Source organism: Streptosporangium sp. CA-135522, assembly GCF_050949235.1.
Lineage (GTDB): Bacteria > Actinomycetota > Actinomycetes > Streptosporangiales > Streptosporangiaceae > Streptosporangium.
This window is the reverse complement of sequence record NZ_CP192026.1, coordinates 4,813,751-4,840,321: the sequence shown is the minus strand read 5'-3', so window position 1 is coordinate 4,840,321 and position 26,571 is coordinate 4,813,751. Positions and strand designations below refer to the sequence as shown.

Here is a 26,571-nt window from a genome sequence, read left to right as displayed (position 1 = left end):
CGGCGATCGTGGACGCCATGAACGGTTCAGCCATTGCGGCCTCGGGGCTGCGAAAGGCATACAAAGACAAGATCGTGCTCGACGGCATCGACCTGGATGTCCGCACCGGCACGATCTTCGCCCTGCTCGGGCCCAACGGCGCCGGGAAGACCACGACGGTGAACGTGTTGACCACGCTGCTGACCCCCGACGCCGGGAAGGTGGTCGTCGCCGGGCACGACGTGGCCACGGAAACCAAAGCGGTGCGCGCGGCGATCGGGGTCACCGGGCAGTTCGCCTCGGTGGACGACCTGCTCACCGGCGAGGAAAACCTGCTGCTGATGGCGGATCTCCTGCACCTGCCCAAGGCAGAGGGCAAGCGAATCGCCGACCGGTTGCTCGACCGGTTCGATCTGGTTGAAGCGGCGAGCAAACCGGCGGCGTCCTACTCCGGCGGCATGCGCCGCAAGCTGGACCTTGCCATGACGCTGGTCGGCAAGCCGCAGATCATTTTCCTGGACGAGCCCACGACGGGACTCGATCCGCGCAGCCGCCGCACCATGTGGGAGATCATCCGGGAACTGGTCGCCGACGGTATGACCATCTTCCTCACCACCCAGTATCTCGAGGAGGCCGACGAACTCGCCGACCGGATCGCCGTACTCGATCAGGGCCGGCTGGTCGCCGAAGGCACCGCCGCTGAGCTCAAGCGCCGGGTTCCCGGCAGCCATGTCCGGCTGCGGTTCACCGATCGGCACGAACTCGACGTCGCGGCACGGGTCCTGCACGAGGCCTCAAGGGACGACGAAGAGCTGACCTTGCGTGTTCCCGGCGACGGCGGGGTGAGGTCATTGCGTGCGCTGCTGGCCCGGCTCGATGAGCACTCCATAGAAGTCGAGGAATTGTCGGTGCATACACCGGATCTGGATGACGTCTTCCTCGCCCTCACCGGTCACGGAAACAAGGAGGTCAGCGCACGATGAATGCCATCTCAGCTTCCCTGGCGGATTCCGCGACCATGATGCGGCGCAACTTCCGGCACACGACGCGAAATCCGCTGACGCTGCTCAACGCCGTCATCATGCCGATCTTCCTGATGTTCCTCATGGTCTACGTACTCGGCGGCGGATTCAGCGTCGGCACCGACTACGTCGACTACGCGACGCCAGGGTTGATCATCATGACCATCGGCTACGGCATCGGCCCCACCGCGACCGGGGTGAATTCCGATATGACGACCGGGTTCATCAACCGGCTTCGCGTCATGGACGTGTCACGGGCCGCGGTGCTGAACGCGCACGTGATCGCGACCATGCTACGAACCCTGATGGCCATCACGCTCGTCATCGGGGTCGCGTTCCTGATGGGATTCAGCCCGTCGGCGAGTTTCCCGGAGTGGCTCGGCGCGATCGGCATCATCGTGCTGACGGTACTGGCGATCAGCTGGCTGACCATCGCTGCCGGTCTCGCGGCGAAGTCACCGGAAAGCGCGGGCATCCTCGGCGTCCCGCTGATGCTTCTTCCCTTCTTGAGCAGCGCATTCGTGCCGGCCGACAAGATGGGGCCGGGTGTGCGGGAATTCGCGGAGTACCAGCCGTTCACCCCGATCATCGAAACCCTGCGCGGGTTCCTGACCGGCACGTCATCGACGGGCACGGCCATCACGGCGGTCGCCTGGTGTGTCGGGCTCACGTTGATCGGCTACCTGTGGGCCCGTGCGACGTTCACGAAGCGAGCGTGATCTCGGCCAGCTCACGGAAGTCCCGGCGCCGGCCATCGCGGGTCGCCTCGGCGAACACGGTTTCGCCGAGGCGATTACGCGTTTCCTCGCTGATCCGGGAAGCGTCCGGCTGCGAACGGTCCGGTGTGCCGCGCACGCCGTCGCTTGCCGCGAGCAGGCGCACGGCCTGCTCGTACTGTCCCTGGCGCAGCGCGAGATCCGCGATCCCGATCAACACATCGGCGATCGCCGGTGGATGCATGTACTTCATGGCCGCGCGGAACGCCTCGGTCCGATAGGCGCGGGCCTTCTCGAGATCCTCGGTGAGGTAGCCGTACAGGTGCATGGTCATGGCGCGGACGGAGTCGACCATTTCCGCGTCGCCCAGCACCGCCCGCACCGTGGCCAGGTGCTCGTGTGCCTGCTCCGGCTCGCCGCGCCAGCGCGCCAGCTGCGCCTTCGAAAGCGCCAGCTCGACAAGCGCGTCCGGCCAGACGATCCGGTCAGCGATCCGCTGCGCTTCTGCCATGGCGGACGTGCTGGATCGCTCTTCGCCGAGCAGCCAGTACCACTGAGCCTGCCGCGCCCGCATGCCGACCACGTCCTCGGTCGCGCCTACCTCGGTCAGCGCCACAGCCGCCTCTTCGTAGAGCTCACACGCGCGTGCGAACTCGCCGCGCATGGCGAGCCGATCGGCCAGAAAGGTCAGCGCCAACGAGATCCCCATCCGGTCACCCAGCGTGCGGAACTCGGCGAGGGCGATTTCGCTGTCGATGTCCACGTCGGTCTCGTCGCCGCCGAGATAGAGCCGGAATCGGCCGCGAGTGAGTCTGGCCTGCGCGCGCACCCACGGATCGCCGCTGGCGATGAGCGGCTCGAACGCGGGCAGGAACTCCGTCGGGCCCTGCAGCGTCCGCTCCAGCAGGCCGACGAACCCGAGCAACGGGTGGCGAGACCCGCTGCGCTGGGCGAACCGGTGCGCCTCCTGGATCCACTCCCGCGCCTGATATTGATCGCCGCTGACCCCGGAGGTCACGAATATCGTCACGATGAGGTACGCCATCGCTCGCACCTCATCGGACACCTCACCGTGCAGCGAGGCCGCCGCGATGCTCAACTCGGCGCCCTCGGCCCTGTGCCCGCTGAGGTACCAGTACCAGCCCGCGGCCGCGACCAGCCGCATCGCCTCCTGGGCCCATCCCTCGGCGATCGCCCCGCGCAGGGCCGCACTGATGTTGTCGTGCTCGGTCTCGAGCGTGGACAGCCATTCCAGCTGCTCGGCCCGACGCAGGTGCGGCTCAGCCGTCTCGGCCAGCTCGGTGAAGTAGGCAAGATGCGCCCGGCGCGCCGGCTCGGTCTCCCCGGCTTCAGCGAGCCGCTGCGCCGTGTATTCCCTGATGGTGTTGAGCATCCGGTAGCGCGGCGTGCCCTGGCCGTCGGAGAGCAGCAGCGACTTCTCGATCAACGCGGTCAGCACGTCGAATACCTGCTCCCCGGCGAACGCCTCGTCCCCGCACACCCGTTCGGCCGCTTCCAGGCTCACCCCGCCGGAGAACACCGAGAGCCGCCGCAGCACGCCACGTTCGGCCTCGGTCAACAGATCCCAGCTCCAGTCCACGACCGCGCGCAGCGTCTTGTGCCGGGGAAGCACCGTACGGCTGCCGCCGGTCAGCAGACGGAATCGGTCATCGAGCCGACGTGCCAGCTGATCGATGGACATGGTGCGCAGCCGTGCCGCGGCCAGTTCGATCGCCAGCGGCATCCCGTCGAGCGCCCGGCAGATCCGCGCCATGGCCGACAAGGTGTGCGCGTCGGAGCCGATGTCCTTGCGCACCAGACCCGCGCGGTCCCGCAGCAGCCGCACCGCGGGCGAGGACCCGATCTCGGAGGGGTCCGCTCCCTTCGCGGGCAGCGCGAGTGGCTCGATCTGCCACAGCACCTCCCCGGTGATACCGAGCGGTTCCCTGCTCGTGGCCAGAATCCGCAGCCTCCGGCACTCCCCCAGAAGCCGATCCGCGAAAGCCGCGGCCGCCTCGATCACGTGCTCGCAGTTGTCCAGGATCAGCAGGGTCGCGCGCTCCCGGAGCGCGACGACGAGGCGGTCCATCGGTTCCCCGCCCCGCGCACCACCGAGCAAGGGCTGGTCGCGCAGGCCGATCGCGGTAAGGGCGGCCTGCGCCAGCTCACCGCCTGCCCGCACCGAGGCCAATTCGACCAGCCACGCCCCATCCGGCAGCTCGGCGAGCATCGTCCGCGCGGTCTCCGTGGCCAGCCTGGTCTTGCCGGAGCCACCTGCCCCCGTCAAGGTGACCAGCCGGTGCTTGATGGCCAGACCGGCGACCGCGGAGATGTCGTCGTCCTTGCCGACGAAACTCGTCAGCTCGGCGCGCAGGTTCGTCCTGCGGGTCTCCGTCCGCTCGCCCAGTTCGCCACGCAGTAGCGCGGTGTGCAGCGCGGAGAGCTCGGACGATGGATCGGCGCCCAGCTCCTCAGCGAGCCGCTCGCGCGTCCGCTGGTACGCGGTCAACGCCTCATTGCCCCGCCCCGCCTCGGCGAGCGCTCGCATCAAGGCCGCCACGAACCCCTCCCGCAGCGGATACGTGGCAACCAGCTCGGTCAGCTCGGAGACCAACTCCGAGCCACGGCCGAGGCGAACATCCGCGTCCACCCGATCCCCGAGCGCGGCAACGTAGAGTTCGTCCAGGCGCGCGACCGCGGCGTCGAACGCATCGCTGTCTCGCAGCGCGATGTCCGCCATGGCCGTACCGCGCCACAATGCCAAGGCCGAGCGCAGCAGATCCGCCCGCGCCGCAGGCTCGGCGGCACGGGCCTGACCGACCAGGTGCTCGAACCGGCACACGTCCACGGCGTCAGGAGCCACGGCCAGCCGATACCCGCCGGAATCCGCCTCGATCACACCGTCCGGCAACACCCTGCGCAGCCTGGACACCAGCGCCTGCAAGGCGTTCACTTCGTCCGCGGGCGGCTGTCGCCCCCAAATCCAGTCCACCAGCCTCGCACGTGTGACGATCCGGCCAGGTTCGAGGGCGAGTGCAGCCAGCAGTGCGCGCAGCCGAATTCCAGGAACCTCCACCACGGCCCCGTCACGGTTGCGGACCTCGAACGGTCCGAGCAATTCGACTCGCACATCGGTAATTGTGCCGAACCGTGGCGAGGACCGGCTAACCGCCACTGTGCGCACACCGCCCACTTTCATCGGCGCTGGTGAGTCTCCCTGTGGCGAGTGCCTCGCCGAGCGCCGCTGCGACGCGGTAGCGGTCGGCGTCCGAGGCCGGCAGGGCGGGATCGTCGGTCACGGTTAGACATGGTATGCGGAATCGCGATATGTCGCGAGCCCGTCTTGCGCAACGTGCCGGTCCGGCCCTGGGCCAGCCGTATCCAGACTCGGCGGTCGCGCTCGGGGTCGTCCAGGCTGGACAGGTCGTCGTAGGCCGGCTCGGCCGGGCGCGCAGAACCTTCCAGAAGGTCATCAGGTCGCGGTCCAGGTCGTCGACCGTCTCCAGCCGGGACGCGATCGTCGCAGGCGAGCGGCCGCCGCGGTGGCGGGCGGCCGTAGGCGACCTCGCCCGTCACCGGCTCGCGGTCAGGCGTCCCAGGTGACCGGGAGGCTCTTGACCCCGTAGATGTCGGCGGTCTCCGGGCGCAGGCCGACCTCTTCGGCCGGTACGGCCAGCCGTAGCGTGGGGAAGCGGTTGATCAGCGCGGGGAGCGCGACGCGCATCTCGACGCGGGCCAGCTGCTGTCCCAGGCACTGGTGGATGCCGTGGCCGAAGGCCAGGTGCCCGCCGTTCTGCCTGCGCAGGTCGAGCACGTGGGGGTCGGGGAAGCGCTCGGGGTCGCGGTTGGCGGTGGCGTAGGACAGGATGACCGTCGTACCGGCCTTGACGGTCTGGCCGCCCAGCTCGACGTCCTCCAGCGCCGTCTTCATGGACTGCTTGGCGACGCTCAGATACCGCAGCAGCTCCTCCACGGCCCCGTCGATGAGCGCGGGATCGGCGCGCAGCGCGGCCAGCTGCGCCGGGTTGCGCAGCAGCGCGAAGGTGCCCAGCGCCAGCATGTTCGCGGTGGTGTCGAACCCGGCCGACAGCAGGATCAGGGCCATCCCCCGCAGCTCCTCGTCGGTCAGGTCGCTGTCGAGCAGGTCGCTGAGCACGTCGTCGGTGGGGTTGGCGCGCTTGGCGGCCACCAGCTCCGCGAGGTAGTGCTGGGTCGCGGTGTAGGCCGCGATCAGTTCCTCGTCGCCGACCTCTCCGCCGAGGAACTTGTCGATGTTCTCCTGGAAGGAGCCCCGGTCCTCGTACGGCACGCCCAGCAGCTCGCAGATGATGATGGAGGGGATGGGCTTGGCGAACGCGGTCACCAGGTCCGCCGCCGGCCCGGCCTTCTCCATCGCGTCCAGGTGCTCGGCGGCGACCTGCTCGACGCGCTCGGTGAGCAGCCGCATCCGCCGTACGGTGAACTTGCCCACCAGCGGTTTGCGGTAGCGGCTGTGCTGCGGATCGTCCATCAGCAGGAACTCGCCGGGCGGCGCCGGGGGGACCTCGATGTCGCCGTAGTCGATCAGCGGGTGGTGGCGCATGAGCTCCTTGCGCGAGCTGAACCGCGAGTCGGCCAGAACCGCCCGGACCAGGTCGTATCCGGTGACCAGCCAGCCCTGGTGCCCATCGGGGAAGGGGAGGTGGCTGATGGGGCTGTGCCGACGGGCGTCGATCAGCTCCGCCGGCGGGTCGAAGGGGCAGCCGGGCTGACGCGCGGTCGGCAGCGTCGTGACGGTGTGTTCCATGGTCATTCCTCTCATCAGCCGTCGAGCACGATCTCGTCTTTGGGTGCCTTTCGCAGCCCCGAGGTCGCAGTCGCTGAACCGTTCATGGCGTCCACCATCGCCGACCGCCCTGATACCGGGCCGTTGCCGTGCTGACACGGCCGCTGACACGACACCGCAGCAGACGGGTCCGCGATGCAGATGTGCACCGCGAACCCGTCAATACAGCTGGACGACCAAGATCAATCTCAGCGCCGACCACGGTTCCATTGATCCCCGGGGCCGGACTTCGGCGTCCATGCTGTCACCAAGATCGGCACGGAGCCCGTTCCGAATCTCTCTGAGTGCCGAACCCTGCCCGGCAACGGCTCTGGATCGGCCGGTGACGAAGGGCAAACGTCTCCACCCGTTCATGCGATCATCGACAAGGTGATCTTTCTGATCAGGTCTGGCGGAGCGCCGCGGCGGGTGCCACGATCAGCGGGCAGGCGGCGTGATGCAGCAGCGAGTGGCTGACCGAGCCCAACAGCAGCCCGGCGAAGTCTCCGCGTCCGCGTGATCCCACGACCAGCAGGTCGGCGTGCGCCGAGGCGTTCTTCAGAACCTCCACCGGATGCCCGTGCCCTACCTGCTCGACGAGCTTGACATCCGGATAACGCTCGCTCCAGCCCGCCAGCGCCTCGGCCAGCAGACGCCGCTCGCCTCCGGCCGTCTCCTGCGCGGACTCCAGGGCAAATGGGCCGCAGCCGGCGATGGGCCGGCTCCAGGCGTGAACCGCCCGCAGACCGACGCCGCGCAGGGACGCCTCGGCGAATGCGAACTCGATGGCGCCCCTGCCGCACGGAGAGCCGTCGACCCCGAGGACCACTTCACCGCGTGCCCGCGCGGGCAGATTCCGGATGACGGCGACCGGGCAGGTGGTGTGCCCGGCCACGCCCAGCGCGACCGATCCGAGCAGCATGCCGGAGAACCCGCCCAGCCCGTGGCTGCCGACCACCAGGAGGTCGGCTTCCTTCGCGGTCTCGATCAGGACGAGTCGGGGGTCGCCCGGGAGCAGCAGCGACTCCACCCTGACCCGACCGTCCTCTTCACGGGCTCGCTCCACCGCATCTGTCAGCATGGAAGCGGCACCGTCGCGCATCCACCGGCCCACGTCGGCGTACGGAGCGTCCTCGGCCATCTCCAGCGGCCAGGCCGGCATGACGTGCACGATGTGCAGCCCGGTGTCGCGGAGCCGGGCCTCGCGTACCGCCCAGCCCACGGCCTCGAGTGCGGCCTGCGAGCCGTCGACTCCTACCAGGATCATGACGTTCTCCCTTCCCCGATCTCATCACATCGCTGGGCGGCATGGCGGCGACATCGGCAAAGGTCCTTCGTTCACGGGACCTCCGGTCACCATGCGAGATGGGCGACGGACATCGGAACCTCCTCTTGCGATCACCGCCGGAACAACCGGCGGCCCGCTGTCGCCGTCTTGAACCGGAAGGCGCCGAGCAACCGAACCCGCCATCGGTGTGCACCTGCCCGCTATGCGGATGCAGGACTGACCTGCAGGCAGTCCGCCGCACGGGTCGAGCTTGCGGAGCCTTGCACCTCTGGGTCAGTTCGGCCGGCGTTCTTGCAGCACGTCGGTGACCGGCCGCCGGACGCCCTCGCTGTCGTCGGAGGTGTAGCCCAGCCGCATGATCGTCTGGGGGTGCTCGCCCGACAGCAGTTCCTGCCGCAGGAACTCCCGCAGGTGGAACGTCTCCAATGCCTGGGTGTGGAAGGCCGCGTGGACGTCGTAGGCGGAGGCGTGCAGCAGGACACGCTGCAGCGCCTGGCCGGCCGTGATCCAGTCCTCGCGGGTGTCCGCCGATGTGGTCAGCACCGCCACGGTCCCGGTGGAGGTGGCGTTGAACTGGTCGGTATCGCTGCCCCACGGGTGGCCGTGGGCGTAGTCGCGCTGGGCGAAGTGCGGATGGGTCGGCCGGGGCTCGCGCGGGTAGCCCCGCGCCGGGACCCCTTCTTTACGGGAGCTGTCCGGCGGCTGGGCCCAGCTGATCATCTCCAGGGTGAACAGCCGGTCCTGGGCCTGCACATCTTGGGCGGCACAGGTGAGCGCGGCCAGCACCCGGACGGCGGCCTCGGACCGGACCGGGGTCAGCCGTACCCCCTCGGCGCCCGCCTGGGACACCAGCGCCTCGACGAGACGGTCCGGTACGGGCAGCTCGGTGAATCCGGCGCGGTGGGTACGGCGGCGTTCGATCTCGGCGTGCAGCATCCGGGTGTGCTCATCGGCGGTGACGGCCTCCCCCATTCGCACCGTCGCCAGCAGGGCGGGGCGGTCGGGGTCGGGTAGCACCCGCACCTGTGGCTCCCAGCCGAGCGCGCGCAGCGTGAGCCGTATGTTCATCAGGGCGGCACCACAGCTGATCAGCATTTCCCGGCCCATGGCGTCGCTGAGCCGCAGTTTCCTGTCGCTGTCGGCCCGCAGGGCGAGCTCCTCACCGTCGACGGCGAAGGACCACGGCTGGGTGTTGTGCACCGACGGCGCCCACACGGCGGCCTGAACCGCCGCGCGGATCGTTGAGGCGACCTCCTCGGTCGTGCGGGTATTCATGGCTTCACCTCTGTCACAGGAGGGGCGGGATGGGGGCCAGATCGTCGGATCGGTAGGTCAGGTGGCTGTCCACGTCGAGGACGCCGTCGGTCCCGCGGACGGCCGCGACGAGGCGGGAGATCTGCGAACGGAAACCGACTTGACCCGTCAGCGTGACCACACCCGCTTCGATGCCGACCGTCAGGTGCTCCCGGTCGACGTAGAGCCGATTGCAGATCTCGGTGATCTCACGGTCGATCCCCTCGGCCGGACGGGTGAAGACCCTCAGCAGATCGCTCTGACGCACGGTTCCGACGAGACGTCCGGTGGCCATCTCGATCACGGGAAGCTGCTTGATCCGGTAGCGATGCATCAGCTGCGCCGCGTCCCGGACGGCGGTGTCCTTCGTGACCGTGATCGCGGGGCTGGTCATCACCCCTCGGGCCGTGATGCCTGCGGCTTTGTGATGCTCCTCGCGTCTGCGGCGGCCGTCGAAGACACTGCCCGCAGACACGGAGTCGGTCTCCTTGAGCAGCAGGTCATCGTCGGAGACCACCCCGATGGGGTGTCCATCGGCGTCGATGACGGTGAGCGCAGTGACCTCGAAACGCCGCATGGCCTCAACGATCTCGGTGAAGGACGCCTCCGGCCGCACCGCGATCGCCCTGGTGCCCATGACATCTGAGACCTTCATGATTGACCTCCTCGAAGACCCTCAATCACGACGATCTCGCAGTGCTGTCGAGAGTGTCAGCGGCGAAAGTCCCCCACGCGAGGGACCTATGTCCGTTTTCATACCCATGTCGAGTTTCGTCCTGCCAGCGAGCCGGCGACCTGAGGGGAGACGGCCGAACCCCGGGCACCCATCGCCACCCCGACATCGGCCGCCGCCCGGAGCCGGGGCATCGTCGATCCCGTCGCCGACCATCATGGTCACCGCCCTGGCCGCCTCCTGCCGTACCGTCCGGACCTTAGCGGCGGGGGTCTGCTCGGCCGGCACCTGGTCGACTCCGAGCACCAGGCCCACACTCTCGGCGACCTCGGCCCGGTCCCCGGCGAGTAGGACCCCGGCGGGCTCTGACAGGGTTGCGTCACGGCGGTCGCGCCGAGCTCGCCGTGACGCAACCGTCAAGGCTTCGAACTGGGGCCACCTCGCCGGCCGGGTGCGCTGATCGGCCGGTTCAGCGGACCCGGTCGTAGACCATGGCGATCTCGCCCAGCTCGCCGGTCTCCTGGTGTGTGAGCTTCCACTTCGAAGCCGGCAGGCCGTCGTCGAACAGTCGCTGCCCACCCCCGGCGATCTCGGGGAAGATCATGAGATACAGCCGGTCGAGCAGGTCTGCCGAGAGGAGCGCCTTGATGAGGCTCGCGCTGCTGTTGACGAGGATGTCGCCCTCACCGGTGGCCTTGAGTTCGGCGACGACGTCCGCGGCGGGGGCGTTCACCACGCGGGTGCGTTCCCACGGCGCTTCGGTCAAGGTGGTCGAGAAGACCACCTTTTCCGTGTCGACCAGCCACTTCGCGTAGCCGCGATCACGCGGATCGGCGTTGTCGTCTTCGGCGACCGACGGCCAGTACCCCATGAATCCTTCGGCATTGAGCCGGCCGAGCAGTGCCGTCGTCGCGCCCTCCCAGATGCGGGTCATGTGGTCTCGCGCGACCTCGGTGGTCACATATGGGGCGAACGCCCCGAAATCGCTGGACCCGCCGGGACCGTTGTAGCGCCCGTCGAGAGTGAGGGCCAGGTTCGCGGTCACCCTGCGGCCGGTCGGGTTGGTCATTTCGTGCTCCTTGTATCGGTGTCGTGCGAGTCCGCGGCAAGGATCGCCGCGAGCTTGTCGAGGCTCTGGCCGAAGCCGATCTCGATGCCTGCGATGAAGTCCGCGGAGTCGACGGTGCTGTCGGTGATCCGGAAGTGGACCTCGAGGTCCGTGCCGGTGTCGGTGGGCCGGAGGCCGAGGTCGAGGTGGGCGGTGAAGGCGAGGCCGCCGTCGGGAAGCAGCGGGGAGAGCCGGTAGGCGAGGCGCTCACCGGGGCGTACGTCGTCGACTACTCCCTGCGCGCGCCCGGCGACCAGGTCGGAGCCGTCGGCGTCATCGGCATCGCGGTACTCATGGACGATCCGCCCACCCGGTCGTGCCTCGAAGACGAGCTCGGAGACGCGCAGGTCGTCGGGCGTCCACCACTGGGCGAGCAGGGAGGTCTCGGTCAGATGGCGCCAGACCAGCTCGGGCCGCCCCGTCAGCGACCGGAGGAACCTGAACGAGCGACCGTCGGCCCACCCCGGCTCCTTCGCGGCGAGCCGCTCTGCGTGGAGGCTGAGCCCGTAGCGGTCGTAGGTCTCGCGCGGGCCACCGACCTGGTCCGCGGTGTCGGCGAGCCGGCTGAGCGCAGCCGCCAGATCCCGCAGGGGTTCGGGACGGAGCGCGTAGATGCGGCGCTGGCCGGTGCGCTGGGAGGTGACGACACCCGCGCGCTCAAGAGTCTGCAGATGCTTGGTCGTCTGCGGCTGGCGCGCCTGGGCGAGCTGGGCGAGGACGCCGACCGGCCGGGGCCGCTCGGCCAACAGGCTCACGAGCCGCCAGCGGGCCGGGTCGGCCAGTGCGGTGAGGAGTGCGTCCATGGCGACAAATATTCACCACAGGGAATATTCATGTCAAGGAATATATATGGATCGGTCGCGCAGCTCCGGGATCGGCCAAGCCGGATCCGGGCACCAGGGCCACGCCGGTGACCACCGTCCACACGATGTCACCGGCCGCCTCCGCACCGGCCAGGTGAAGCGTGAGTCCGGCCGGCAATCCGGTCATGGCGGCCAGGAGAAGCGCGATGGTGGCGAACCGTCTCGTGTTCTCAGCCTCCTGCGGCGGGCTGAGTCGTCCCAGAAACGGAGGTCCGCTTTGATCAGGACCTTCGGCCCATGGATGACTCGACGGTCAGGACCGGACGATCGCCACGGGACCGTGGGCGTGGTGCAGTACGCCGCGGCTGACCGAGCCCAGCAGCACCGAGCCGAGAGCCCCCAGTCCCCGGGACCCGACGACCAGCAGCCGCGCCTGACGGCTACCGGCCAGCAGGACGGGAAGTGGCGGCCCGCTGACCGTGCCGGCCGTGACGGCCACGCCGGAACGGTCGCCGGACAGTGAGGCCACGGTCTCGGCGAGCCACTGCTCGACCTCCCATCCGGACCGTGACGAGGTGTCCTTCCGCGCGTGGATCACGTGTACCGGCAGCCGGTGAACCCGGGCATGCCCCAGCGCGAACCTCAGAGCCGCCACCGAGCAGATGGATCCGTCCACCCCCACCACGACGTTCCCCGGAGACGACGGTGATGCCGGGTCAGCCTGCCGTACGGCCAGCACGGGGCAGAGGGCGTGGGTGGCGACGTGGCTGCTCACCGAGCCGAGCAGCAGCCCGGCGACTCCGCCGAGCCCCCGGCGGCCGACGACCAACATCTCCGCCGCCCGGCTGAGCGAGACCAACTCCGGCCCTGGAGCCCCCCGAGCCAGGATCGACCGCACGGCCCGGCCGGGCAGCAGTTTCTCGGCCAGTTCCACCCCCTCGATCAAGGTCCGGCCCGCCAGCCTGCGCACCTGCCCGGCGATCGCCACCTCGCGCTCGGCGTGGGGGCCGTCCCAGACATGGCAGACGGTCAGCTCCGCCCGGCCTGTCCCGCACTCTCGCGCCGCCCATTCGACGGCGGTACGGCTCTGCGGTGATCCGTCGAATCCGACGACGATCTCTCGCCTCATGAGCGACCATCCCTTCAGCCGCGACGTCGCGTCGTTCGACGATCGGGAAGGGAGCGAAGGCTCCGCGTCACCTCCCTGGGACATGGGGCAGGACCGGGATCAGGCGGAACGTCCCCGTCATCAGCTCCGGCGGCTCCTCCTCGGTGATGCGGCCCGCCACCGCCCGCAGCACGTCGGTGGCGGTCACCATCCCCACCAGCCTGTTCGACTCCCCCAGGACCGGGATGGCATCGACACCGGCGCCGATCATGGCCGCCGCGGCGTCGGCCAGGCGCGCGTCGAGGGTGGTGTGCGGGCAGCGGTGCTCGGCCAGCAACGCATGGACCCGCGCGCGTGACTGCTCGACCGGGCCGCCGGACCAGCGGGCGGTGAGATCCTCCCGGGTGAGCACACCGCGCAGGCAGCCGTGCCTGTCGACGACCGGCAGATGGTGGACCCCGGCACGACGCATGATCTCCCACGCCATCAGCGGGGACTCGTCGGGTTCGACGGCGACCAGCGTCCGGCTCATCACCTGTGCCACCGTGAGCTCACGCACGTCCATCACGCCTCACCCCGGGCGGGCACCACCGCGACGGGACACCGGGCATGGTGCAACACCCCGTGGCTGACCGAGCCCAGCACGGCCGCGCCGAGCCGGCCCAGCCCGCGCGAGCCGACGACGACCAGGTCCGCAGTCTGCGAGGCCTCGCAGATCACGGCGACCGGATGCCCGTACACCGCCGTCTCCTCGACCTTCACCTGCGGGTACTTGTCCCGCCAGGGAGCGAGCGTGTCCGCCGCCCGACGCTGCCCGGCCTCGGAGATCTCCTCGATCAGCGGCGCGTAAACGGCGGCTCCCTGCCCGGTGACGGGCATCTGCCAGGTGTGGATCGCGTGCAGCCGGGCGCCGCGCCGGACGGCCTCCTCGAAGGCGTACTCCAGGGGCGCCGCCGAATGGGAGGAGGCGTCGAAGCCGACCACGACTTCGTCGTAGGTCCGTTCCTGGTCTCCTCGCACGACCACGACCGGCACGGCCACGTGCCCGGCCAGAGCCAGGGAGACCGAGCCGAGCAGCAGCCCGGTGAACCCGCCGCGGCCCCGGCTGCCCAGCACGAGCTGTTCGGCGTCCGCGGCCTCACGCTGCAAGATCTCGACCGGTCGGCCCGTCTCCAGCACGGTGTCGCCCTCGACTCCCGGGGCGCGCTCACGCGCCAGGGCCGCGGCCTCTTCCAGCACGCCCTGGTAGTACTCGCTCATCGAGTCGCGAAAACCCGGCGGGGTCTGCAGTGGAATGTCGTAGATCCACGGCTCGCACGCCTGGACGATCCGCAGGGCGCATCCGCGCCGCACGGCGTCGGCGGCGGCCCATTCCACCGCGGCCTGCGAAGAAGGTGAGCCGTCCACGCCCACCACTACATGTGCTGTCATGTCGTCCTCCTCTGGCTTTCCCCTTCCGTTTCCATCCGACCCTCTCCCGGCGTTTTCCACAGCGGCCGAAGGACCCGGTCATCAGGGACTTCCGGCCCCTGTCACCAGACCTCGTCCGTAGTGGAATGAAGGACATGGAAAACGCCTCCCGCGAAGGCAGGCCGACACACGGCGGCATTCTTGACCTGCTGAGCGCTGTTTCCCCGTGGATGAGAAGCGAGTGACGCCGGAAGGCCCGCACGCGGTCCGGTTGAGGGTGCGCGGCATCCGACGGTCTCACGCCCGTGATCGTCTTTGCTTCCCCATTGGGAGATTTCGATGACCGAACACATGACGGTCCCCGGCGACTTGGGCCACCTGCCGGGAGAAGTACGGAGACATCCGGCGGCTGGACCGCATCCTGGAGGCCGAAGGGGACACACCGAACCGGTACAAGGTCTCCAAGCAGGCCGACGTGCTCATGCTGTTCCACCTCCTGGGCGAGGAAGGGCTTGATGAGATCCTGACCGGTCTCGGCTACGAATGGAACGCGGCGATGGTCGCGCGGGACGACGAGCGGCCCGTCGACAGGGCCTGCGAAGAACACCTTCCTGGCGAACTCGACCAGGATCAGGTAGGTGATGACCATCCCGGTCAGGGTGAGGAAGAAGGCGAACGTCCCGCAGCCGACGGGCCAGTTCCAGGCGTGAATCGCTCGCAGGCCGGCGCAAGCTCGGTGGGGTGCCGTTGGGCCCCTGCCAGGAAGGACCCGCCGGCCGGTCGCGCGTATCTCTCCTCAACTGGAGTCTCCTGGCCGTCCAGCGAGGGACTTTCGGCACTGCGCGTTCTCATCCGCGAGACGTAATGTTCGAAATAAAGGATCTCGTCTGGAGACATCGCCCCTATGGATGGTCCTTCCGTGGTGGAGGCGTCAGCGTCGACGTGGTGGTCCTTCCTGCCGGGTCGGCGCAGTGAGGCGACCATCGTGGTACGAGCATGGCGAAATCTCAGACGTGTCATCCGCATGGCCGGCAAGCCTGTGTGGAAGGAAGATCACATCGTCTCCTGTCCCAGAGCGAGGATCCGACATACGAAAGCCAGGGACGAAAAGGGGACGTCCCATGAACACCGTTGTGACAGAGTCGCTGGAACCGCTCATCGCCGAGTTGCGCTCTCGTGGCTTCACCGTCGTCGGGCCGACGCGGGACGGGGCCATCCGGTTCATCGAGATCTCCTGCTCCGCGCAGCTACCCGCAGGGCGAGGTGACGAACAGCAACCCGGGCGCTACCGGCTGACCGAGCGGCACGACGATCTGGTGTCGGTTTCGCCGCGAGCCCCGACTCGGCCAAGCGCTACACCCAGCCGCCCCGGCAGCGTCTGTTCCAGATGCGCGAGGGGACAGTGGAGGAGGCCGAAGTCGAGGCGCCCCGCATCGCCCTGCTGGGCGTGCGTGCCTGCGACCTGGCCGCGATAGCCGTGCAGGACCGGGCGTTCCTCATACACCCAGCGCGACCGAGCCGAGGAGCAGTCCTCCGAAGCCGCCCAGCCCATGGCGGCCGACCACCAGGAGATCCGCGTCCTTGGAGGCTTTGATCAGGCTGAGCTGGGGATCTCCCCGCAGCAGTTCGGATTCCACCTCAGCCCAGCGCATCCCGGCTTCACACATCGCCCAGCTCACAGCCTCCAAACCACCCTGCGAACCGCCGACTCCAACGACGATCATGAGGCCTTCTTCCTCCGCCGATGGCGAGGGTGGGCGTGACCGGGTGAGCGGCGGGATCGGCAGGGCCCTGCCTCGATCTGCCACGCGAGCCCGGTGCTCAGGACCGGACCACCGCCACCGGGCAGTGGGCGTGGTGCAGTACGCCGCGGCTGACCGAGCCCAGCAGCACCGAACCGAGAGCGCCCATCCCCCGAGAGCCCACGACGACCAGATCGGCCCTGGTGGAGGCGTCGGTGAGAGCTTGCACGGGGTGCGCGCTCTGAACGTCCTCCACCACTTCCACCTCGGGGAACTTCTCCCGCCAGGCGCCGAGCCTGTCCTTGACCAGCTTGTGCTGTGCCTGGCGGATCTCGTCCATGTCGTAGGAGATCTCGGGCGCGAAGGCGTGCACCGGCAACTGCCAGGCGTGGACGGCGCGCAGTGCGCAGCCGCGCAGCCTGGCCTGCTCGAAGGCGTAGGCCAGTGCGGGCTCGCACTGCGGGGAGTCGTCGACGCCGACGACGATCTCGCCGCGCGGCGCATCCTGCTGATCATCGGCGCCCGCCTTGACGACCACGACGATGCCGGGCGCGTGACCGGCCACGGGAAGGACCGTCGAGCCGAGCAGCGCTCCGACGAAACCGCCCAGGCCACGGCTGCCGATCACCAGTTCGGTGGCCGGGCCGGCCTGGTCGCGCAGAACTCTGGCCGGTGATCCATCGATCAGTTCGGTCGTCACGGGGACGTCCGGCCGGTGTTTCGTGGCCGCTCTGACCGCCTCGGCGAGCACCCGCTCCCCGGCATGCGCCACGAGGCCGGCCCAGTCGGGCGGAGGGAACGCGCCGATGCCGTACGGCCAGCGGTCCACGACATGGACGATCCTCAACGGCAGCCCTCTGCGCGCGGCGTCATCGGCCGCCCATTTCACAGCCGCCATGGCGGTGGGCGAGCCGTCCGTCGCGGCGATAATCGATTCGGTCATGGCCTGTTCCTCTCACTTCTGCTGCGTTTTCATCCGACCGCGGCGCCAGCGTTTTTCACAGGGGCGATCGTCCCGACGTGAACAGGACCTTCGCCCTTTGCCCGACGCGGAGCCCGGTCGTGCGGCCTGGGGTCCCCACACGCCGGCGCCGACAACCCGCGCCGTTCAAGGCCGGGCACCGCAAGCAGGGAGAAGGTGCTCGACCGCAGACGCCCTGCCCAACGGGTCTCGCTGCGGCAGTGGCCGTCACGACGGCGACCGCCTCCCCCTCGATCACGAAGGTGTCGGCGAAGACCGCCATCCCCTCATGAGGCCGCGCCGGAACGCTCTCTCCCGTCAGCATCGACTCGTTGACTGCCAGGGTGTGCGCCTCGGCCAGTCTCAGAGACGATGGCCAGTGCCGGCTGAGGCATACCCGCCACAAGCGCCAATGCCGCGGCCACCCACAACATCAACGCGAAGAAGTGGACCATCTCCCGGAGTAACAGCACGACCATCGGCGCCCGCCGACCAGCCGGCAGCACATTCGCCCCCTGACCGGCGAGACGCCGCGCCACCTCCGCTGAGGTCGATCCCGGCTGTGCCGGAGACATCGTCGACATGCCTTCACGCCGCCGAGCGGAGGGATCGCTGAGGTAGAGGAGAGCGTCCCACAGGGGTGGGACCTTCGGCACTGTCGGTTTCGTCGCGCGGCATCGATAGTGGAGGGGAAGGGCATCCGCACGTGAGAACAGGTCCTCAGCGGTGAAGCGCAGAGCAACGAGTGCCGCGAACACGGCACAGCTTTGCGAACGATCGTTCGATCGGAGGTTCTTCCCGTGGAAGCCGAACAGTGGACCGTGCAGATTTACATCGCCGAAGAGGGCGACGACACCTCCGTCCGGGCAGTCCTGTCCACCAAGGACAAAACTCACATAACCGGAGTGGGGCACGCGCATCGCAACCCAGCCGATCGGCCGGCACCCGAGATCGGCGACGAGCTCGCGGTCGCCCGTGCGCTGACCGACCCGGGGAGCAGGTTGCTCTCCGTCACCTCGGAGGGCATCACCCAGTTCACCGGCCCCACCTCATGGTGAATGCCCCTCATACCGTGCGGGCGATATCCGCACGAACGGAACATCCACGCCTGGGCGGAACCGGAAAGGGAAAGAAGGGAAGAAACCATGAAAGCAGAGGTCGGAGACCGATTGATCGTTGAAAGTACCCATCTGGGTGAGCCACGCCGGATCGGCATCGTCATCGCGCTACATCACGCCGACGGTTCACCGCCCTATGACGTGCACTGGCTTGACCAGGAGCACGATGTCATGGTCTTTCCAGGGCCGGACGCCCGCATCGAGCATCAACGCTCAGAACCCGGAACGTCCTGACCGGAGCCCCGGAACGATCACGTCCTTCCGGCGACGATCGCACGCGATTCAGTGCGTCCACGTACGGCTACGCCGTGAACCCGACCCGGCACGACCGCCTTGGCGGTCCACTCACCTCCCGAACGGTTTCCGGCACTGGCTCAAACCCCACCGACCTGCTCGACGGCCACCCCACCCGGCTGAAGCGGCAGACGACGGCCGGTCACCTGCCGAGCCGTCAGACGGACGAACACCGACTCGACCATGACCGCCCAGGTAGCGGGCAGTTCCTCCAGGCGTCGCACCTGGCCGGGATCGGTGACGATTTCGCCGACGCCGATCAGCAGCACGCTCCAGCCCACGCGCAGCGCGGGTTCTATGTCGTCGGCCTCGAACGACAAGGGGGCGCCTCGGCGCACAGCGTCAAGCTTTCCTCCCCGCGAGGTCTTGAACACGACACCGTCGTGATCCACCACGAAGTTGACCGGCAGCACCACCACTTCACCGCTCGGAGCCGACCACGCGATCCGGCCGACCCCGACGGTCCGCAATAACGCCATGCAAGTGTCGCGGTCCAGAACCTCGGCCTGGCCGCCGCCTGTGGACGACGTCGTATCCTGCGCGTGCATCTTCATGTCCTCCCCCAGCGGCTCCTCCCCGAAGGGCCACCCCAAAGAACGACTCAGGACATTCCTCTTCCCTCCACCGTAACCATCGGTGAAGATCATGGCTGCTGCGCATGCCCGGCCCCAACACGCCGATCTCGGGCCCGCTGCCCGCCGGCCCTCCCTATGACCTTGCCTTTCTCCGGGAAGAATCGACCGAATCGGGCTGGTTGCCGAGACCCGGCAGGAAGCCGGCCCGTCACGTGACGACGTCCGAACCGGTAGCCGCAAGCCGCTCGGCCCGCAGCACACTGCCGACGACGTCACCGTCGATGGTCTCGTGTTCCACCAGGATCGCCGCGAGCCGGTCCAGAGCGCCGCGGTGAGCGCACAGCAGGTCGATCGCGCGCTTTTCTGCCCCGCTGAGAAGCCGGGCCACCTCTTCGTCGATGATCTTCTGGGTCCGCTCGGAGTACGGCTTGCGCCGAAAGTCCTCGGCGTCCTCGCCCAGATACTGGGGAGTGGTCGAGGAGTAGCCGACCGGGCCGAGCGCGGGCGACAGGCCGAAGTCGCGCACCATGCGAGTGGCGATCTGCGTGGCGGCCGCCAGGTCGTTGGCGGCGCCGGTGGAACCTTCCTCGAAGACGACCAGTTCCGCGGCCCGGCCGCCGAGCCGTACGGCGAGCAGATCGGCCAGGTAGCTCTCGCTGTAGAGGTGCCGCTCGGCCTCGGGCAGCTGCTCGGTGACGCCGAGCGTCAGACCGGCGGGAAGGATGGTCACCTTCGCGACCGGGTCGGCGTGCTCGCACAACGTGGCGAGCAGAGCGTGCCCGGACTCGTGCACGGCCACCGCGTGGCGCTCTTGAGGAAGCAGGGCGTTGGACGTCTCCCGGCGGCCGAGCAATACCCGGTCGCGTGCCGCGTCGAGGTCATGGGCGTCAATGATCGTGCGGCCCGCCCTGACGGCGTTGATGGCGGCCTCGTTGACGAGGTTGGCCAGGTCAGCGCCGGAGAATCCCGGTGTGCCACGAGCGATCACACCGAGATCGACGTCCGGAGCCAGATGCTTTCCGGCCGCGTGAACGGCCAGGATCGCCGCCCGCTCGACCTGGTTGGGCAACGGCACGGTCACCTGCCGGTCGAAGCGGCCGGGGCGCAGCAAGGCCGGATCAAGGGTCTCGGGCCGGTTCGTCGCGGCCAAAACGACGATTCCACTGCTTTGATCGAAGCCGTCCATCTCGGCCAGCAGCTGGTTGAGCGTCTGCTCGCGTTCGTCGTTGCCGCCGGTGACCACTCCGCCTCGCCGGCCGCCGATGGCGTCGACCTCGTCGATGAATACGATGGAGGGCGCGCGTCTGCGCGCTTCGTCGAAGAGGTCACGGACCCGCGAGGCGCCCACACCGACGAACATCTCCACGAACGCCGAACCGGTGACCGACAGGAACGGCACGGCTGCTTCACCGGCCACGGCGCGGGCGATGAGCGTCTTTCCCGTCCCCGGAGGACCCACCATGATCACGCCTCGGGGTGGTTTCGCACCCGCCGCCGCGTACCGCTCGGGGGCGCGCAGGAAGTCCACGACCTCGCTGATCTCCTGCTTGACACCGTCATAACCGGCGACGTCGCCGAACCGGGTCGTCGGCCGCTCCGCCTCGATGATTTTCGCTCGTGACCGGCCGAACCCGCCGATACCACCGGCGAGGGATTGCTGCGCCTTCCGTCCACTCCACATGAACAGGCCGATCAGCAGTGCCAGCGGCAGGAAACTGATCAGGATCGACCCCAGAGAGCCGTCGGACCGGGTCGCGGTGACCTGAACATGGTTGGACTGAAGCCGGGCGTCCAGCTGACCGACGTTGAGCGCCGTGGGAATCTGGGTGGTGAACTTCGCACCATCCTTCAGATCGCCGGACACCGCCCCCCGATCGTCGATCGTCACCGTCTTCACCTGTCCGGCGTTCACCTTCGTCACGAAGTCGCTGTAGGAGTACGGCCTGACCGCTGACCCGGTGAACATGATGGGTATCAGCAGCCACAACAGGAAGATCGTCATCGCCGTCGGCAGCAGCCAGCGCCGCCGGCCGGGAGGCGGCGGGTTCGCCGGCGGAGGCGGGGGCTCGTTCGGTGGTCCCGGCTTCGCTTTGCCCGTCACATGCCGGCCGCACAGCCGAACTCGCGTGATCATCAGCCGGTCTCCCCATCGGTTTCCCTGCTCACCACCAGTTTTCACCCATGCGACAAAGGCGCAGCAGGGTCGAAAGGCCCGAAGACCAGGACGGAAGGCCCCTCCGCAGGCCGGCGCCCTCACCCGCATCGATGCGGCCTGTCATCGTCCGCCCGATTCATATGCCGGGCGAAAGCATCGAACGGGCTTACACAGTGGCCGAAAGACCTGGTAATCGAGGACCTCTGGCCTCTGTCCCACCGATCCCGATGGCGGTGAGATGAAGGGGTGAGGAGCCCGGCGAGAGCTGAGCGGACAGAGGTGTCCCCATCACCCGAACCCCGGGCAGAGGCGAAGCCACGCAGGCACTCCGGTCGGGCCCGCACGCGCGTGAAGGAGGTTCAGCGATGCGTGTTGAGGTCAAGGATGTCATGACCACGCAGGTGGCGTCGGTCAACGGCAGCACTCCGTTCAAGGACGTCGCCGAGGTGCTCATCACTCACGGCGTCAGCGCACTGCCCGTCGTCGACGGCGAAGGACACGTCATCGGAGTCGTCTCCGAAGCGGACCTCCTCCGTAAAGAGGAGTTTCGGGAACGGTACTACCGCGAGGGATACCAGCCGCCGCTACGCGCCCGGCTGCGCCACCGGCTGAGCCAGGAGGGCGCTGGCGGCGGCGGCAAAGCCCATGGCGACACCGCCGCGCAGTTGATGACCGCCCCTGCGGTCACGATCGGGCCGCGCGTCTCGATCGTGTCGGCGATGCGGCTCATGGAAGAGCACGGCGTCAAAAGGCTGCCCGTGGTGGACGACGATGGCCTTCTCGAAGGCATTATCAGCCGCCATGACCTGCTGAAGGTCTTCGTCCGCCGGGACGCCGACATCGCCGATGAGATACGCGAGGAGATCCTCCGGCGCACCCTGTGGGAGCAGCCCAACGACGCCGTCGCCACCGTCGCCCAGGGGATCGTCACGCTGACCGGGCGCATGCACCGGCGCAGTGACGCCCAGCTCGCGGCGCGGATGGCCGGCCGGGTGAACGGGGTCGTCGATGTGGTCGACAAGCTGGAGTGGGACCAAGACGACACCCCGGTCTGGAGAGGGCGGTAAAGATACCGGCCCGCCACGGTGTGGCGAAGCTATGCGAGCTCGCCGGAGAACACGTCATCTCAGATGTCCCCCGAGAACGCCCTACCCGAATCGGACATCAACCGCCGTGGTCGGCCTTCTCAGACGCGAAGGGGCCAGGTCTCCGGCTGATCGTCGTGGTCGTAGGTGGCGTCGACTTCCAGGTCCACCACCCCTTCGATCCGGCGGCCGGCTTCGGTGAGCTGAGCGATCTGCGAGCGTCTGGCCAGCCTGCCCCCGACGCGCACCACACCGTCGTCCACCGTGATCGCCAGCGTCCGCGTGTCCAGGCGCAGGCGCGCGATGGCCGTGGCCACATCCACCAGAATGTCGGACGCCCGCCTGTCGAGAACCCTCAGCAGGTCGGCCTGGTGCACGGTTCCGGCGATCTCCCCGCTGGCGGGGTCGACCACCGGTAACTGCTCGATCCGGTGATCGTTCATCAGCCGAGCCGCCTCCCGGGCCGAGGTTTCCGCGGTGACCGTCAACGCCGGACTGCTCATGATCTCCCGGGCTGTCGGTCCGGTGGTTTTCTCCCGTTCATGATGTCGCCCGCGGCCCTCGAGAAGGGTCTCGCCGTAAGAGGCACCCGTCCCCTTCAACAGTAGGTCGTCTTCCGAGACCACCCCGACCGGGCGTCCGTCGGCGTCGATCACGGCGACGGCGCTCACCTTGAAGCGGCGCATGGTCGCCACCAGCTCGGTGAACGTCGCTTCCCGGTGAACCGCTATGGCCACCGCTCCCATGACGTCTTTCACCCGCGTCACCATGATCTGTTCCCTGTCTTTCCGCTCGGTGACGATGCTCGGATCAGCCTTCGGCGGTCTCCGAGCCGGAAAGCGGCGCCTCGACCTGCGGCAAGCTGTCCGCCGTCTTCCCAGGATCGGCGGCAGAGGCCTCGGCGCGGCAGGGCGGAAGGTCCCACCCCGGTGGGACCTTCCGCCCTCTTTCCCGCTGTGGCCATGGCCGGACTGTCATGCCTGTTCAGTCGAGTGGGAAGGCAAGGTCATCGGTTCCGTATGCCGAGGGGCGACGGCCGTGACCACCGGGACGCCCGCGGTGAGACTTCTGGGACCTTCGCCCCTACCCGGCAGGTGGAGGGCCGACAAGTATGGATGGCAGGAACCGAGGCCGCATAGGGCGGGCACACGGTTTCATACGGCCCCGGGGCCGGCTGTCCCGATCGAGCCATCGACCCGGTGAAGGCGAGCCAAGGAGGTGACCATGGCAGATCCCATCGTCGTCGGTGTCGACGGGTCGGCGTCTTCGCTGCAGGCCGTGGCCTGGGCGGCGCGGGAAGCCGCGCTGGGGCCCGCATATGGAGGCGGCCTCCCAAGAACTGCTGCGCCAAGCCGCCGAGCAGGCCCACTCCGATGCTCCTCACGTGGGCGTAGACGTGGAGTGTGATGGACGGGTCAGAAGGTGAGGCTCACGCGCATTTCGGCAACTCTGACCCTTCGCTGGAGGGCGTTTGGTCCCGCTGAAGTCCCAGCAGCGGGAGCGCCTGTTCGATGGTGGTCTTCGGATTGATGAGGGTTTCCCAGTTGGCCCGGATCCGCTCACCGGCATCCGCGGTCATGAGCAGTCGTTCCGCATAGGCGACATCGCTCCCCCGGGCCTGGACCGTGGCGCCGAGCTCCGTCCGCAGCGTCAGCCGGCCTGGTGGGCTTGCCTGTCCCATGAGCCAGAGCCCCACCACCGTGCGCGCCTGCCCGCTCGCGTCGCATGAAGGCTCGTCGCGGTGACCCACGGAGGGCCGCCGAGGAGCCAGACCGACCATGAGTGCGGCGACCTCCCCAGCCAGGTGCCGCCGGAAAACCTCTCCCCAAGCCGTGCCTGCATAGACGGTCTGTGACGTCGGGCGCTCGGAGTCGGATGAACCGCTTGGTGATTGGCGCACCTTCGTGACGCGGCCCTTGACGGCGTGTGGTGCCGCATCGATCACCGGCTGTACGGTCTGCGCCCACTCCGGGATCCAGGCGGCGTAATCTTGATAGGCGCAGTAGCTCACCCCGCGAATGTCGTGGCAGCGGTCCGCCTTGAGCTCAGGCGAACCGGTGATGCGCCCCCCGCTCCGCGTCGCGATGGCCGCTGAGGGCACAGCGACGACCAGCGCGGCGATGACCGCGATGATGCGCCCCCTGCTGGTCCCGTGTTTCAACAGGGCCACGGCACCGAGGAGCACCGCCAGACCCGCCACATAGGTCAGGTGCCAGCCCGAGGGCCGGGACGCCGCTTCCACGGGCAGGTCGATCATGAGGTTGACCGGGGCGAGCCATTCACCTCCCGGCCGGTAATTCCACAGGGCGTTCCCCGTGACTTGTAGGCACGCCCCGAACGTGATCGTTAATGGGGCGGCGAACAGGGACGGGATCCACCGTCCGGCGGCGGTCCCGAGTGCGGCTGCGAACACCGCCACGGCCATCCCCGTGAGAGCCTCGAAAAGATCAAACCGCCCTGCCACCGGACCGCTCACGGCCAATCGGCCCAGCAGGTAGGCGACCGTCACCAAGGCCGCCACCGCCCCCGCCACGGTGGACGCGGCCAGCAGCACGGCAAGGGTATGTCCGGAGGCCCGGACCGGCAGCGCCTCCAGCGTTGCCGGCATGCCGTACCGCTGGTCTCGCGAGGTGGCCAAGCAGGCCGCATATGTCGTTCCAGCGGCCGGCAGCAGCATGACGGTGGAGATCTCGACGGTCTCAGCGGAGACGTTGAAGGCGAAATCCCGGTTCCAGAGGGTGCACACGACCAGGGTCAGCGCAGCCGTACACCACAGGAACGGGCTCCGTGCCAGGCGTCGTAGCTCGAAGAGAAACAGAGCCATCAGGCCATCACCTCAATGGGCTCGACGAGCAGCAGGAGGTATCCGTTGGGGCCGAGCAGTCCGGTCACACCGGCGCCGATCTCCAGATCCAACCGGTCGAGAACGGTCGCGGACCCGTAGCGTTTGGTCAGGTCGCGGATCGTGACGGTCATCGGGGTTCTCCGGGGTCGAGGCGGTGAAGCCGTGCGAACATGATCAGTGCGAGGATCGGGGTGGCGAAGCCGTACAGAGCCTGCGCCGGAGGCCGGAATACGGTGAACACATCTCCGTTGAGCCCGCCGATGGTGAAGACCGCGCCGAGCCAGGCTCCGGCGAGTACGGCTGCCGCGACCGGCATCGGCATGCGGACCGACAACACCAGGCACCCAGCGGCCAGCGACAGCGCGGGAAGCAGCCAGGTGACCGTCATGCCGGGGATCAGTGGCGTCGCGGCCCCGGTCAGAGCGATTGCCGTGACCAGCACAGCGCACGCCCGGATGAGAAGCAGCCGTGGTCCGGCCATGGGAGTGGCGGTCAGAAGTTCGTAGGCGGGATCGACGTGCCTGCCATATGCGATGGCGATGCCGCCCAGCGGCAGCACCGGAGCGATGACGAGGAACAGCACAAGACCCTCTGCGTGGTCGGACCACAGTCGGGTCGCCACAACGGCGAAGCTCAGCACCGAGACCACGGCCATCAGCCAGGAACGGCTGAGCGTGGGAGTCGCCGCGAGAAGCCTGGACAGGTGATCTGGCATGCCCATCCGCATCAGAACACGTTCGAGGAGCGTCAGCTTCGGGCGGTCGACGATATCCGCGATCGCCGCCCGGCTCTCGGCCAGCCACGCCTGGTCGGACGGCACCGCCGCACGGCAGCGCGCGCACTTGGCCAGGTGCGCGTCCACGGATATCGCCCGGACCGGGTCCAAGCCGCTGGTCAGGTAGCGGGCGAGCAGGTCGCCGGGAATGTGCCATGTCATCTGATCGCTCATGCCATCTCCTCCCTCAGCCGGGCCTTGGCGCGCATGACGCGGGTCTTGACGGTGCCCTCGGGAATACCGAGTAGCCGGGCGGCCTCCTTGGTGGTCAGGCCGTCGAGCACCGTCACCTCGATGGCCGCGCGCAACTCCGGGGAGAGCCTTGCCAGGGCACTACCGAGATCACCGTGTTCGATGCCGAGCAACACCAGATCCTCCGCGGACTCGGTATGGACCAGGACATCACCGAGATGGTGGTCGTAGCCGATCCAGCGGCTGTCCTTGCCGCGCAGTGCGGAGATCAGGCGCCGGATGGCGATGGTCCAGATCCAGCCGGCAGCGTCATCACTCTGAGGTTTGTAGCGCTTCGCCGACCGCCAGATCGAGACGAAGGTGTCCTGGATCGCGTTGCTGACCACATCCGGGTCGGCGCAGCGCCGCGACAGCCGCCCCCTGAGCGTGGGCGCGTACCGGTGGTGAAGAATCCACAGGGCCTCAACTCGTCCGGCGGCGATGGCCTTGATCAGTTCCGTATCGCTGCTGTCCTGATCCTCCGCTGGAGGAGGCTTATGTCGCCCGAAAAGTCCGCGCATATTCGATTGATCGCATCCCGGCCCGTCCCCGGTTCACTCCTGCCCGGCCGCAGTGACGTACGTGA

The 26,571-nt window shown here is 68.4% G+C and carries 28 protein-coding genes; 6 read left to right on the top strand and 22 right to left on the bottom strand.

Annotation, left to right across the window (positions count from 1 at the left end; translation table 11 throughout):
- Nucleotides 1-17 precede the first annotated feature (17 nt).
- Together ACQPYK_RS22575 and ACQPYK_RS22570 are read left to right on the top strand one after the other, a co-directional pair.
- Nucleotides 18-962, top strand: a complete 945-nt coding sequence (locus ACQPYK_RS22575) for an ATP-binding cassette domain-containing protein (protein ID WP_433258147.1) — start codon at nucleotides 18-20, stop codon at nucleotides 960-962.
- Nucleotides 959-1,720 carry an ABC transporter permease gene (locus ACQPYK_RS22570; RefSeq protein WP_433258145.1) on the top strand — a complete coding sequence of 254 codons (762 nt, stop codon included), beginning with the start codon at nucleotides 959-961 and terminating at the stop codon, nucleotides 1,718-1,720. Before ACQPYK_RS22575 ends, ACQPYK_RS22570 begins: the two co-directional genes overlap by 4 nt.
- Here the strand turns inward: ACQPYK_RS22570 and ACQPYK_RS22565 are convergent.
- The 11 genes from ACQPYK_RS22565 to ACQPYK_RS22515 form a co-directional block, all read right to left on the bottom strand.
- Complete coding sequence (locus ACQPYK_RS22565; protein WP_433258143.1) at nucleotides 1,704-4,847, bottom strand: BTAD domain-containing putative transcriptional regulator; 3,144 nt, start codon at nucleotides 4,845-4,847, stop codon at nucleotides 1,704-1,706. The two genes, ACQPYK_RS22570 and ACQPYK_RS22565, sit on opposite strands and share 17 nt — an antisense overlap.
- Before the next feature lie 34 nt (nucleotides 4,848-4,881).
- Nucleotides 4,882-5,016 carry a DUF1707 domain-containing protein gene (locus ACQPYK_RS22560; RefSeq protein ID WP_433258141.1) on the bottom strand — a complete coding sequence of 45 codons (135 nt, stop codon included), beginning with the start codon at nucleotides 5,014-5,016 and terminating at the stop codon, nucleotides 4,882-4,884.
- A gap of 287 nt (nucleotides 5,017-5,303) precedes the next feature.
- Nucleotides 5,304-6,503, bottom strand: a complete 1,200-nt coding sequence (locus ACQPYK_RS22555) for a cytochrome P450 (RefSeq protein WP_433258139.1) — start codon at nucleotides 6,501-6,503, stop codon at nucleotides 5,304-5,306.
- Between the two features lie 421 nt (nucleotides 6,504-6,924).
- A complete protein-coding gene (locus ACQPYK_RS22550) occupies nucleotides 6,925-7,788 on the bottom strand; it encodes a universal stress protein (protein WP_433258137.1) in 864 nt (287 codons plus the stop codon).
- A 294-nt stretch (nucleotides 7,789-8,082) separates the two neighbouring features.
- Entirely contained in the window at nucleotides 8,083-9,084 is a 1,002-nt protein-coding gene (locus ACQPYK_RS22545; RefSeq protein ID WP_433258135.1) for an Acg family FMN-binding oxidoreductase, read from the bottom strand.
- Between the two features lie 13 nt (nucleotides 9,085-9,097).
- On the bottom strand, nucleotides 9,098-9,757 hold the full coding sequence (locus ACQPYK_RS22540; protein WP_433258133.1) for a CBS domain-containing protein: 660 nt from the start codon (nucleotides 9,755-9,757) through the stop codon (nucleotides 9,098-9,100).
- A 487-nt stretch (nucleotides 9,758-10,244) separates the two neighbouring features.
- A complete protein-coding gene (locus ACQPYK_RS22535; RefSeq protein WP_433258131.1) occupies nucleotides 10,245-10,844 on the bottom strand; it encodes a dihydrofolate reductase family protein in 600 nt (199 codons plus the stop codon).
- Nucleotides 10,841-11,686: a metalloregulator ArsR/SmtB family transcription factor gene (locus tag ACQPYK_RS22530; RefSeq protein ID WP_433258129.1), complete on the bottom strand. Its 846-nt coding sequence runs from the start codon at nucleotides 11,684-11,686 to the stop codon at nucleotides 10,841-10,843. The genes ACQPYK_RS22535 and ACQPYK_RS22530 overlap by 4 nt, the downstream gene beginning before the upstream one ends.
- Nucleotides 11,687-11,999: 313 nt before the next feature.
- Nucleotides 12,000-12,815: a universal stress protein gene (locus ACQPYK_RS22525; RefSeq protein WP_433258127.1), complete on the bottom strand. Its 816-nt coding sequence runs from the start codon at nucleotides 12,813-12,815 to the stop codon at nucleotides 12,000-12,002.
- A 67-nt stretch (nucleotides 12,816-12,882) separates the two neighbouring features.
- Nucleotides 12,883-13,359: a CBS domain-containing protein gene (locus ACQPYK_RS22520; protein ID WP_433258125.1), complete on the bottom strand. Its 477-nt coding sequence runs from the start codon at nucleotides 13,357-13,359 to the stop codon at nucleotides 12,883-12,885.
- A complete protein-coding gene (locus tag ACQPYK_RS22515; protein WP_433258124.1) occupies nucleotides 13,359-14,225 on the bottom strand; it encodes a universal stress protein in 867 nt (288 codons plus the stop codon). The genes ACQPYK_RS22520 and ACQPYK_RS22515 overlap by 1 nt, the downstream gene beginning before the upstream one ends.
- Nucleotides 14,226-14,679: 454 nt before the next feature.
- On the opposite strand from ACQPYK_RS22515, the gene ACQPYK_RS22510 reads away from it, so the two are divergent.
- Nucleotides 14,680-15,069 carry a hypothetical protein gene (locus ACQPYK_RS22510; protein ID WP_433258122.1) on the top strand — a complete coding sequence of 130 codons (390 nt, stop codon included), beginning with the start codon at nucleotides 14,680-14,682 and terminating at the stop codon, nucleotides 15,067-15,069.
- A gap of 631 nt (nucleotides 15,070-15,700) precedes the next feature.
- On the opposite strand, the gene ACQPYK_RS22505 is transcribed toward ACQPYK_RS22510, so the two are convergent.
- The 4 genes from ACQPYK_RS22505 to ACQPYK_RS22490 form a co-directional block, all read right to left on the bottom strand.
- The gene (locus ACQPYK_RS22505) at nucleotides 15,701-15,928 is read right to left on the bottom strand and encodes a universal stress protein (RefSeq protein WP_433258120.1); all 228 of its coding nucleotides are present in this window, start codon (nucleotides 15,926-15,928) and stop codon (nucleotides 15,701-15,703) included.
- Nucleotides 15,929-16,025: 97 nt separating this feature from the next.
- On the bottom strand, nucleotides 16,026-16,889 hold the full coding sequence (locus ACQPYK_RS22500) for a universal stress protein (protein ID WP_433258118.1): 864 nt from the start codon (nucleotides 16,887-16,889) through the stop codon (nucleotides 16,026-16,028).
- A gap of 55 nt (nucleotides 16,890-16,944) precedes the next feature.
- Nucleotides 16,945-17,232 carry a hypothetical protein gene (locus ACQPYK_RS22495; RefSeq protein WP_433258116.1) on the bottom strand — a complete coding sequence of 96 codons (288 nt, stop codon included), beginning with the start codon at nucleotides 17,230-17,232 and terminating at the stop codon, nucleotides 16,945-16,947.
- Entirely contained in the window at nucleotides 17,195-17,482 is a 288-nt protein-coding gene (locus tag ACQPYK_RS22490; RefSeq protein ID WP_433258878.1) for a cation-transporting P-type ATPase, read from the bottom strand. Before ACQPYK_RS22490 ends, ACQPYK_RS22495 begins: the two co-directional genes overlap by 38 nt.
- 225 nt (nucleotides 17,483-17,707) lie before the next feature.
- Between ACQPYK_RS22490 and ACQPYK_RS22485 the strand changes: the two genes are divergently transcribed.
- Together ACQPYK_RS22485 and ACQPYK_RS22480 are read left to right on the top strand one after the other, a co-directional pair.
- Nucleotides 17,708-17,965 carry a DUF1876 domain-containing protein gene (locus ACQPYK_RS22485; RefSeq protein ID WP_433258114.1) on the top strand — a complete coding sequence of 86 codons (258 nt, stop codon included), beginning with the start codon at nucleotides 17,708-17,710 and terminating at the stop codon, nucleotides 17,963-17,965.
- Nucleotides 17,966-18,052: 87 nt separating this feature from the next.
- Nucleotides 18,053-18,259 (top strand): DUF1918 domain-containing protein, encoded by a 207-nt coding sequence (locus tag ACQPYK_RS22480; protein ID WP_433258113.1) that lies wholly within the window; start codon nucleotides 18,053-18,055, stop codon nucleotides 18,257-18,259.
- A 140-nt stretch (nucleotides 18,260-18,399) separates the two neighbouring features.
- Here the strand turns inward: ACQPYK_RS22480 and ACQPYK_RS22475 are convergent, their stop codons facing one another.
- On the bottom strand, nucleotides 18,400-18,966 hold the full coding sequence (locus ACQPYK_RS22475) for a pyridoxamine 5'-phosphate oxidase family protein (RefSeq protein WP_433258110.1): 567 nt from the start codon (nucleotides 18,964-18,966) through the stop codon (nucleotides 18,400-18,402).
- A gap of 136 nt (nucleotides 18,967-19,102) precedes the next feature.
- A complete protein-coding gene (gene ftsH / locus ACQPYK_RS22470; protein ID WP_433258108.1) occupies nucleotides 19,103-21,028 on the bottom strand; it encodes an ATP-dependent zinc metalloprotease FtsH in 1,926 nt (641 codons plus the stop codon).
- 386 nt (nucleotides 21,029-21,414) lie between these two features.
- On the opposite strand from ftsH, the gene ACQPYK_RS22465 reads away from it, so the two are divergent.
- On the top strand, nucleotides 21,415-22,116 hold the full coding sequence (locus tag ACQPYK_RS22465) for a CBS domain-containing protein (RefSeq protein ID WP_433258106.1): 702 nt from the start codon (nucleotides 21,415-21,417) through the stop codon (nucleotides 22,114-22,116).
- Nucleotides 22,117-22,235: 119 nt separating this feature from the next.
- Here ACQPYK_RS22465 and ACQPYK_RS22460 read toward each other — a convergent pair whose 3' ends face one another.
- From ACQPYK_RS22460 to ACQPYK_RS22440, 5 genes are all read right to left on the bottom strand, one after another.
- Nucleotides 22,236-22,904, bottom strand: a complete 669-nt coding sequence (locus tag ACQPYK_RS22460) for a CBS domain-containing protein (protein WP_433258104.1) — start codon at nucleotides 22,902-22,904, stop codon at nucleotides 22,236-22,238.
- A gap of 659 nt (nucleotides 22,905-23,563) precedes the next feature.
- Nucleotides 23,564-24,958, bottom strand: a complete 1,395-nt coding sequence (locus ACQPYK_RS22455) for a hypothetical protein (RefSeq protein ID WP_433258102.1) — start codon at nucleotides 24,956-24,958, stop codon at nucleotides 23,564-23,566.
- Complete coding sequence (locus ACQPYK_RS22450) at nucleotides 24,958-25,110, bottom strand: hypothetical protein (protein ID WP_433258100.1); 153 nt, start codon at nucleotides 25,108-25,110, stop codon at nucleotides 24,958-24,960. Before ACQPYK_RS22450 ends, ACQPYK_RS22455 begins: the two co-directional genes overlap by 1 nt.
- The gene (locus ACQPYK_RS22445; protein WP_433258098.1) at nucleotides 25,107-25,928 is read right to left on the bottom strand and encodes a zf-HC2 domain-containing protein; all 822 of its coding nucleotides are present in this window, start codon (nucleotides 25,926-25,928) and stop codon (nucleotides 25,107-25,109) included. The genes ACQPYK_RS22450 and ACQPYK_RS22445 overlap by 4 nt, the downstream gene beginning before the upstream one ends.
- Nucleotides 25,925-26,506, bottom strand: coding sequence for an RNA polymerase sigma factor (locus tag ACQPYK_RS22440; RefSeq protein ID WP_433258096.1), 582 nt, complete (start codon nucleotides 26,504-26,506; stop codon nucleotides 25,925-25,927). Before ACQPYK_RS22440 ends, ACQPYK_RS22445 begins: the two co-directional genes overlap by 4 nt.
- Nucleotides 26,507-26,571: the final 65 nt, after the last annotated feature.

What these genes read in the sequence shown, in the direction of transcription:
- ACQPYK_RS22475 (WP_433258110.1), bottom strand. Translation starts at nt 18,966, where the DNA reads ATGATCTTCACCGATGGTTACGGTGGAGGGAAGAGGAATGTCCTGAGT.
- ACQPYK_RS22525 (WP_433258127.1), bottom strand. Translation starts at nt 12,815, where the DNA reads ATGAGGCGAGAGATCGTCGTCGGATTCGACGGATCACCGCAGAGCCGT.
- ACQPYK_RS22550 (WP_433258137.1), bottom strand. Translation starts at nt 7,788, where the DNA reads ATGATCCTGGTAGGAGTCGACGGCTCGCAGGCCGCACTCGAGGCCGTG.
- ACQPYK_RS22480 (WP_433258113.1), top strand. Translation starts at nt 18,053, where the DNA reads ATGAAAGCAGAGGTCGGAGACCGATTGATCGTTGAAAGTACCCATCTG.
- ACQPYK_RS22535 (WP_433258131.1), bottom strand. Translation starts at nt 10,844, where the DNA reads ATGACCAACCCGACCGGCCGCAGGGTGACCGCGAACCTGGCCCTCACT.
- ACQPYK_RS22495 (WP_433258116.1), bottom strand. Translation starts at nt 17,232, where the DNA reads ATGCTGACGGGAGAGAGCGTTCCGGCGCGGCCTCATGAGGGGATGGCG.
- ACQPYK_RS22465 (WP_433258106.1), top strand. Translation starts at nt 21,415, where the DNA reads ATGCGTGTTGAGGTCAAGGATGTCATGACCACGCAGGTGGCGTCGGTC.
- ACQPYK_RS22455 (WP_433258102.1), bottom strand. Translation starts at nt 24,958, where the DNA reads ATGGCTCTGTTTCTCTTCGAGCTACGACGCCTGGCACGGAGCCCGTTC.
- ACQPYK_RS22450 (WP_433258100.1), bottom strand. Translation starts at nt 25,110, where the DNA reads ATGACCGTCACGATCCGCGACCTGACCAAACGCTACGGGTCCGCGACC.
- ACQPYK_RS22575 (WP_433258147.1), top strand. Translation starts at nt 18, where the DNA reads ATGAACGGTTCAGCCATTGCGGCCTCGGGGCTGCGAAAGGCATACAAA.
- ACQPYK_RS22545 (WP_433258135.1), bottom strand. Translation starts at nt 9,084, where the DNA reads ATGAATACCCGCACGACCGAGGAGGTCGCCTCAACGATCCGCGCGGCG.
- ACQPYK_RS22460 (WP_433258104.1), bottom strand. Translation starts at nt 22,904, where the DNA reads ATGGTGACGCGGGTGAAAGACGTCATGGGAGCGGTGGCCATAGCGGTT.
- ACQPYK_RS22530 (WP_433258129.1), bottom strand. Translation starts at nt 11,686, where the DNA reads ATGGACGCACTCCTCACCGCACTGGCCGACCCGGCCCGCTGGCGGCTC.
- ACQPYK_RS22555 (WP_433258139.1), bottom strand. Translation starts at nt 6,503, where the DNA reads ATGGAACACACCGTCACGACGCTGCCGACCGCGCGTCAGCCCGGCTGC.
- ACQPYK_RS22570 (WP_433258145.1), top strand. Translation starts at nt 959, where the DNA reads ATGAATGCCATCTCAGCTTCCCTGGCGGATTCCGCGACCATGATGCGG.
- ACQPYK_RS22445 (WP_433258098.1), bottom strand. Translation starts at nt 25,928, where the DNA reads ATGAGCGATCAGATGACATGGCACATTCCCGGCGACCTGCTCGCCCGC.
- ACQPYK_RS22500 (WP_433258118.1), bottom strand. Translation starts at nt 16,889, where the DNA reads ATGACCGAATCGATTATCGCCGCGACGGACGGCTCGCCCACCGCCATG.
- ACQPYK_RS22540 (WP_433258133.1), bottom strand. Translation starts at nt 9,757, where the DNA reads ATGAAGGTCTCAGATGTCATGGGCACCAGGGCGATCGCGGTGCGGCCG.
- ACQPYK_RS22515 (WP_433258124.1), bottom strand. Translation starts at nt 14,225, where the DNA reads ATGACAGCACATGTAGTGGTGGGCGTGGACGGCTCACCTTCTTCGCAG.
- ACQPYK_RS22490 (WP_433258878.1), bottom strand. Translation starts at nt 17,482, where the DNA reads ATGTCTCCGGCACAGCCGGGATCGACCTCAGCGGAGGTGGCGCGGCGT.
- ACQPYK_RS22505 (WP_433258120.1), bottom strand. Translation starts at nt 15,928, where the DNA reads ATGATCGTCGTTGGAGTCGGCGGTTCGCAGGGTGGTTTGGAGGCTGTG.
- ACQPYK_RS22520 (WP_433258125.1), bottom strand. Translation starts at nt 13,359, where the DNA reads ATGGACGTGCGTGAGCTCACGGTGGCACAGGTGATGAGCCGGACGCTG.
- ftsH (WP_433258108.1), bottom strand. Translation starts at nt 21,028, where the DNA reads ATGATCACGCGAGTTCGGCTGTGCGGCCGGCATGTGACGGGCAAAGCG.
- ACQPYK_RS22440 (WP_433258096.1), bottom strand. Translation starts at nt 26,506, where the DNA reads ATGCGCGGACTTTTCGGGCGACATAAGCCTCCTCCAGCGGAGGATCAG.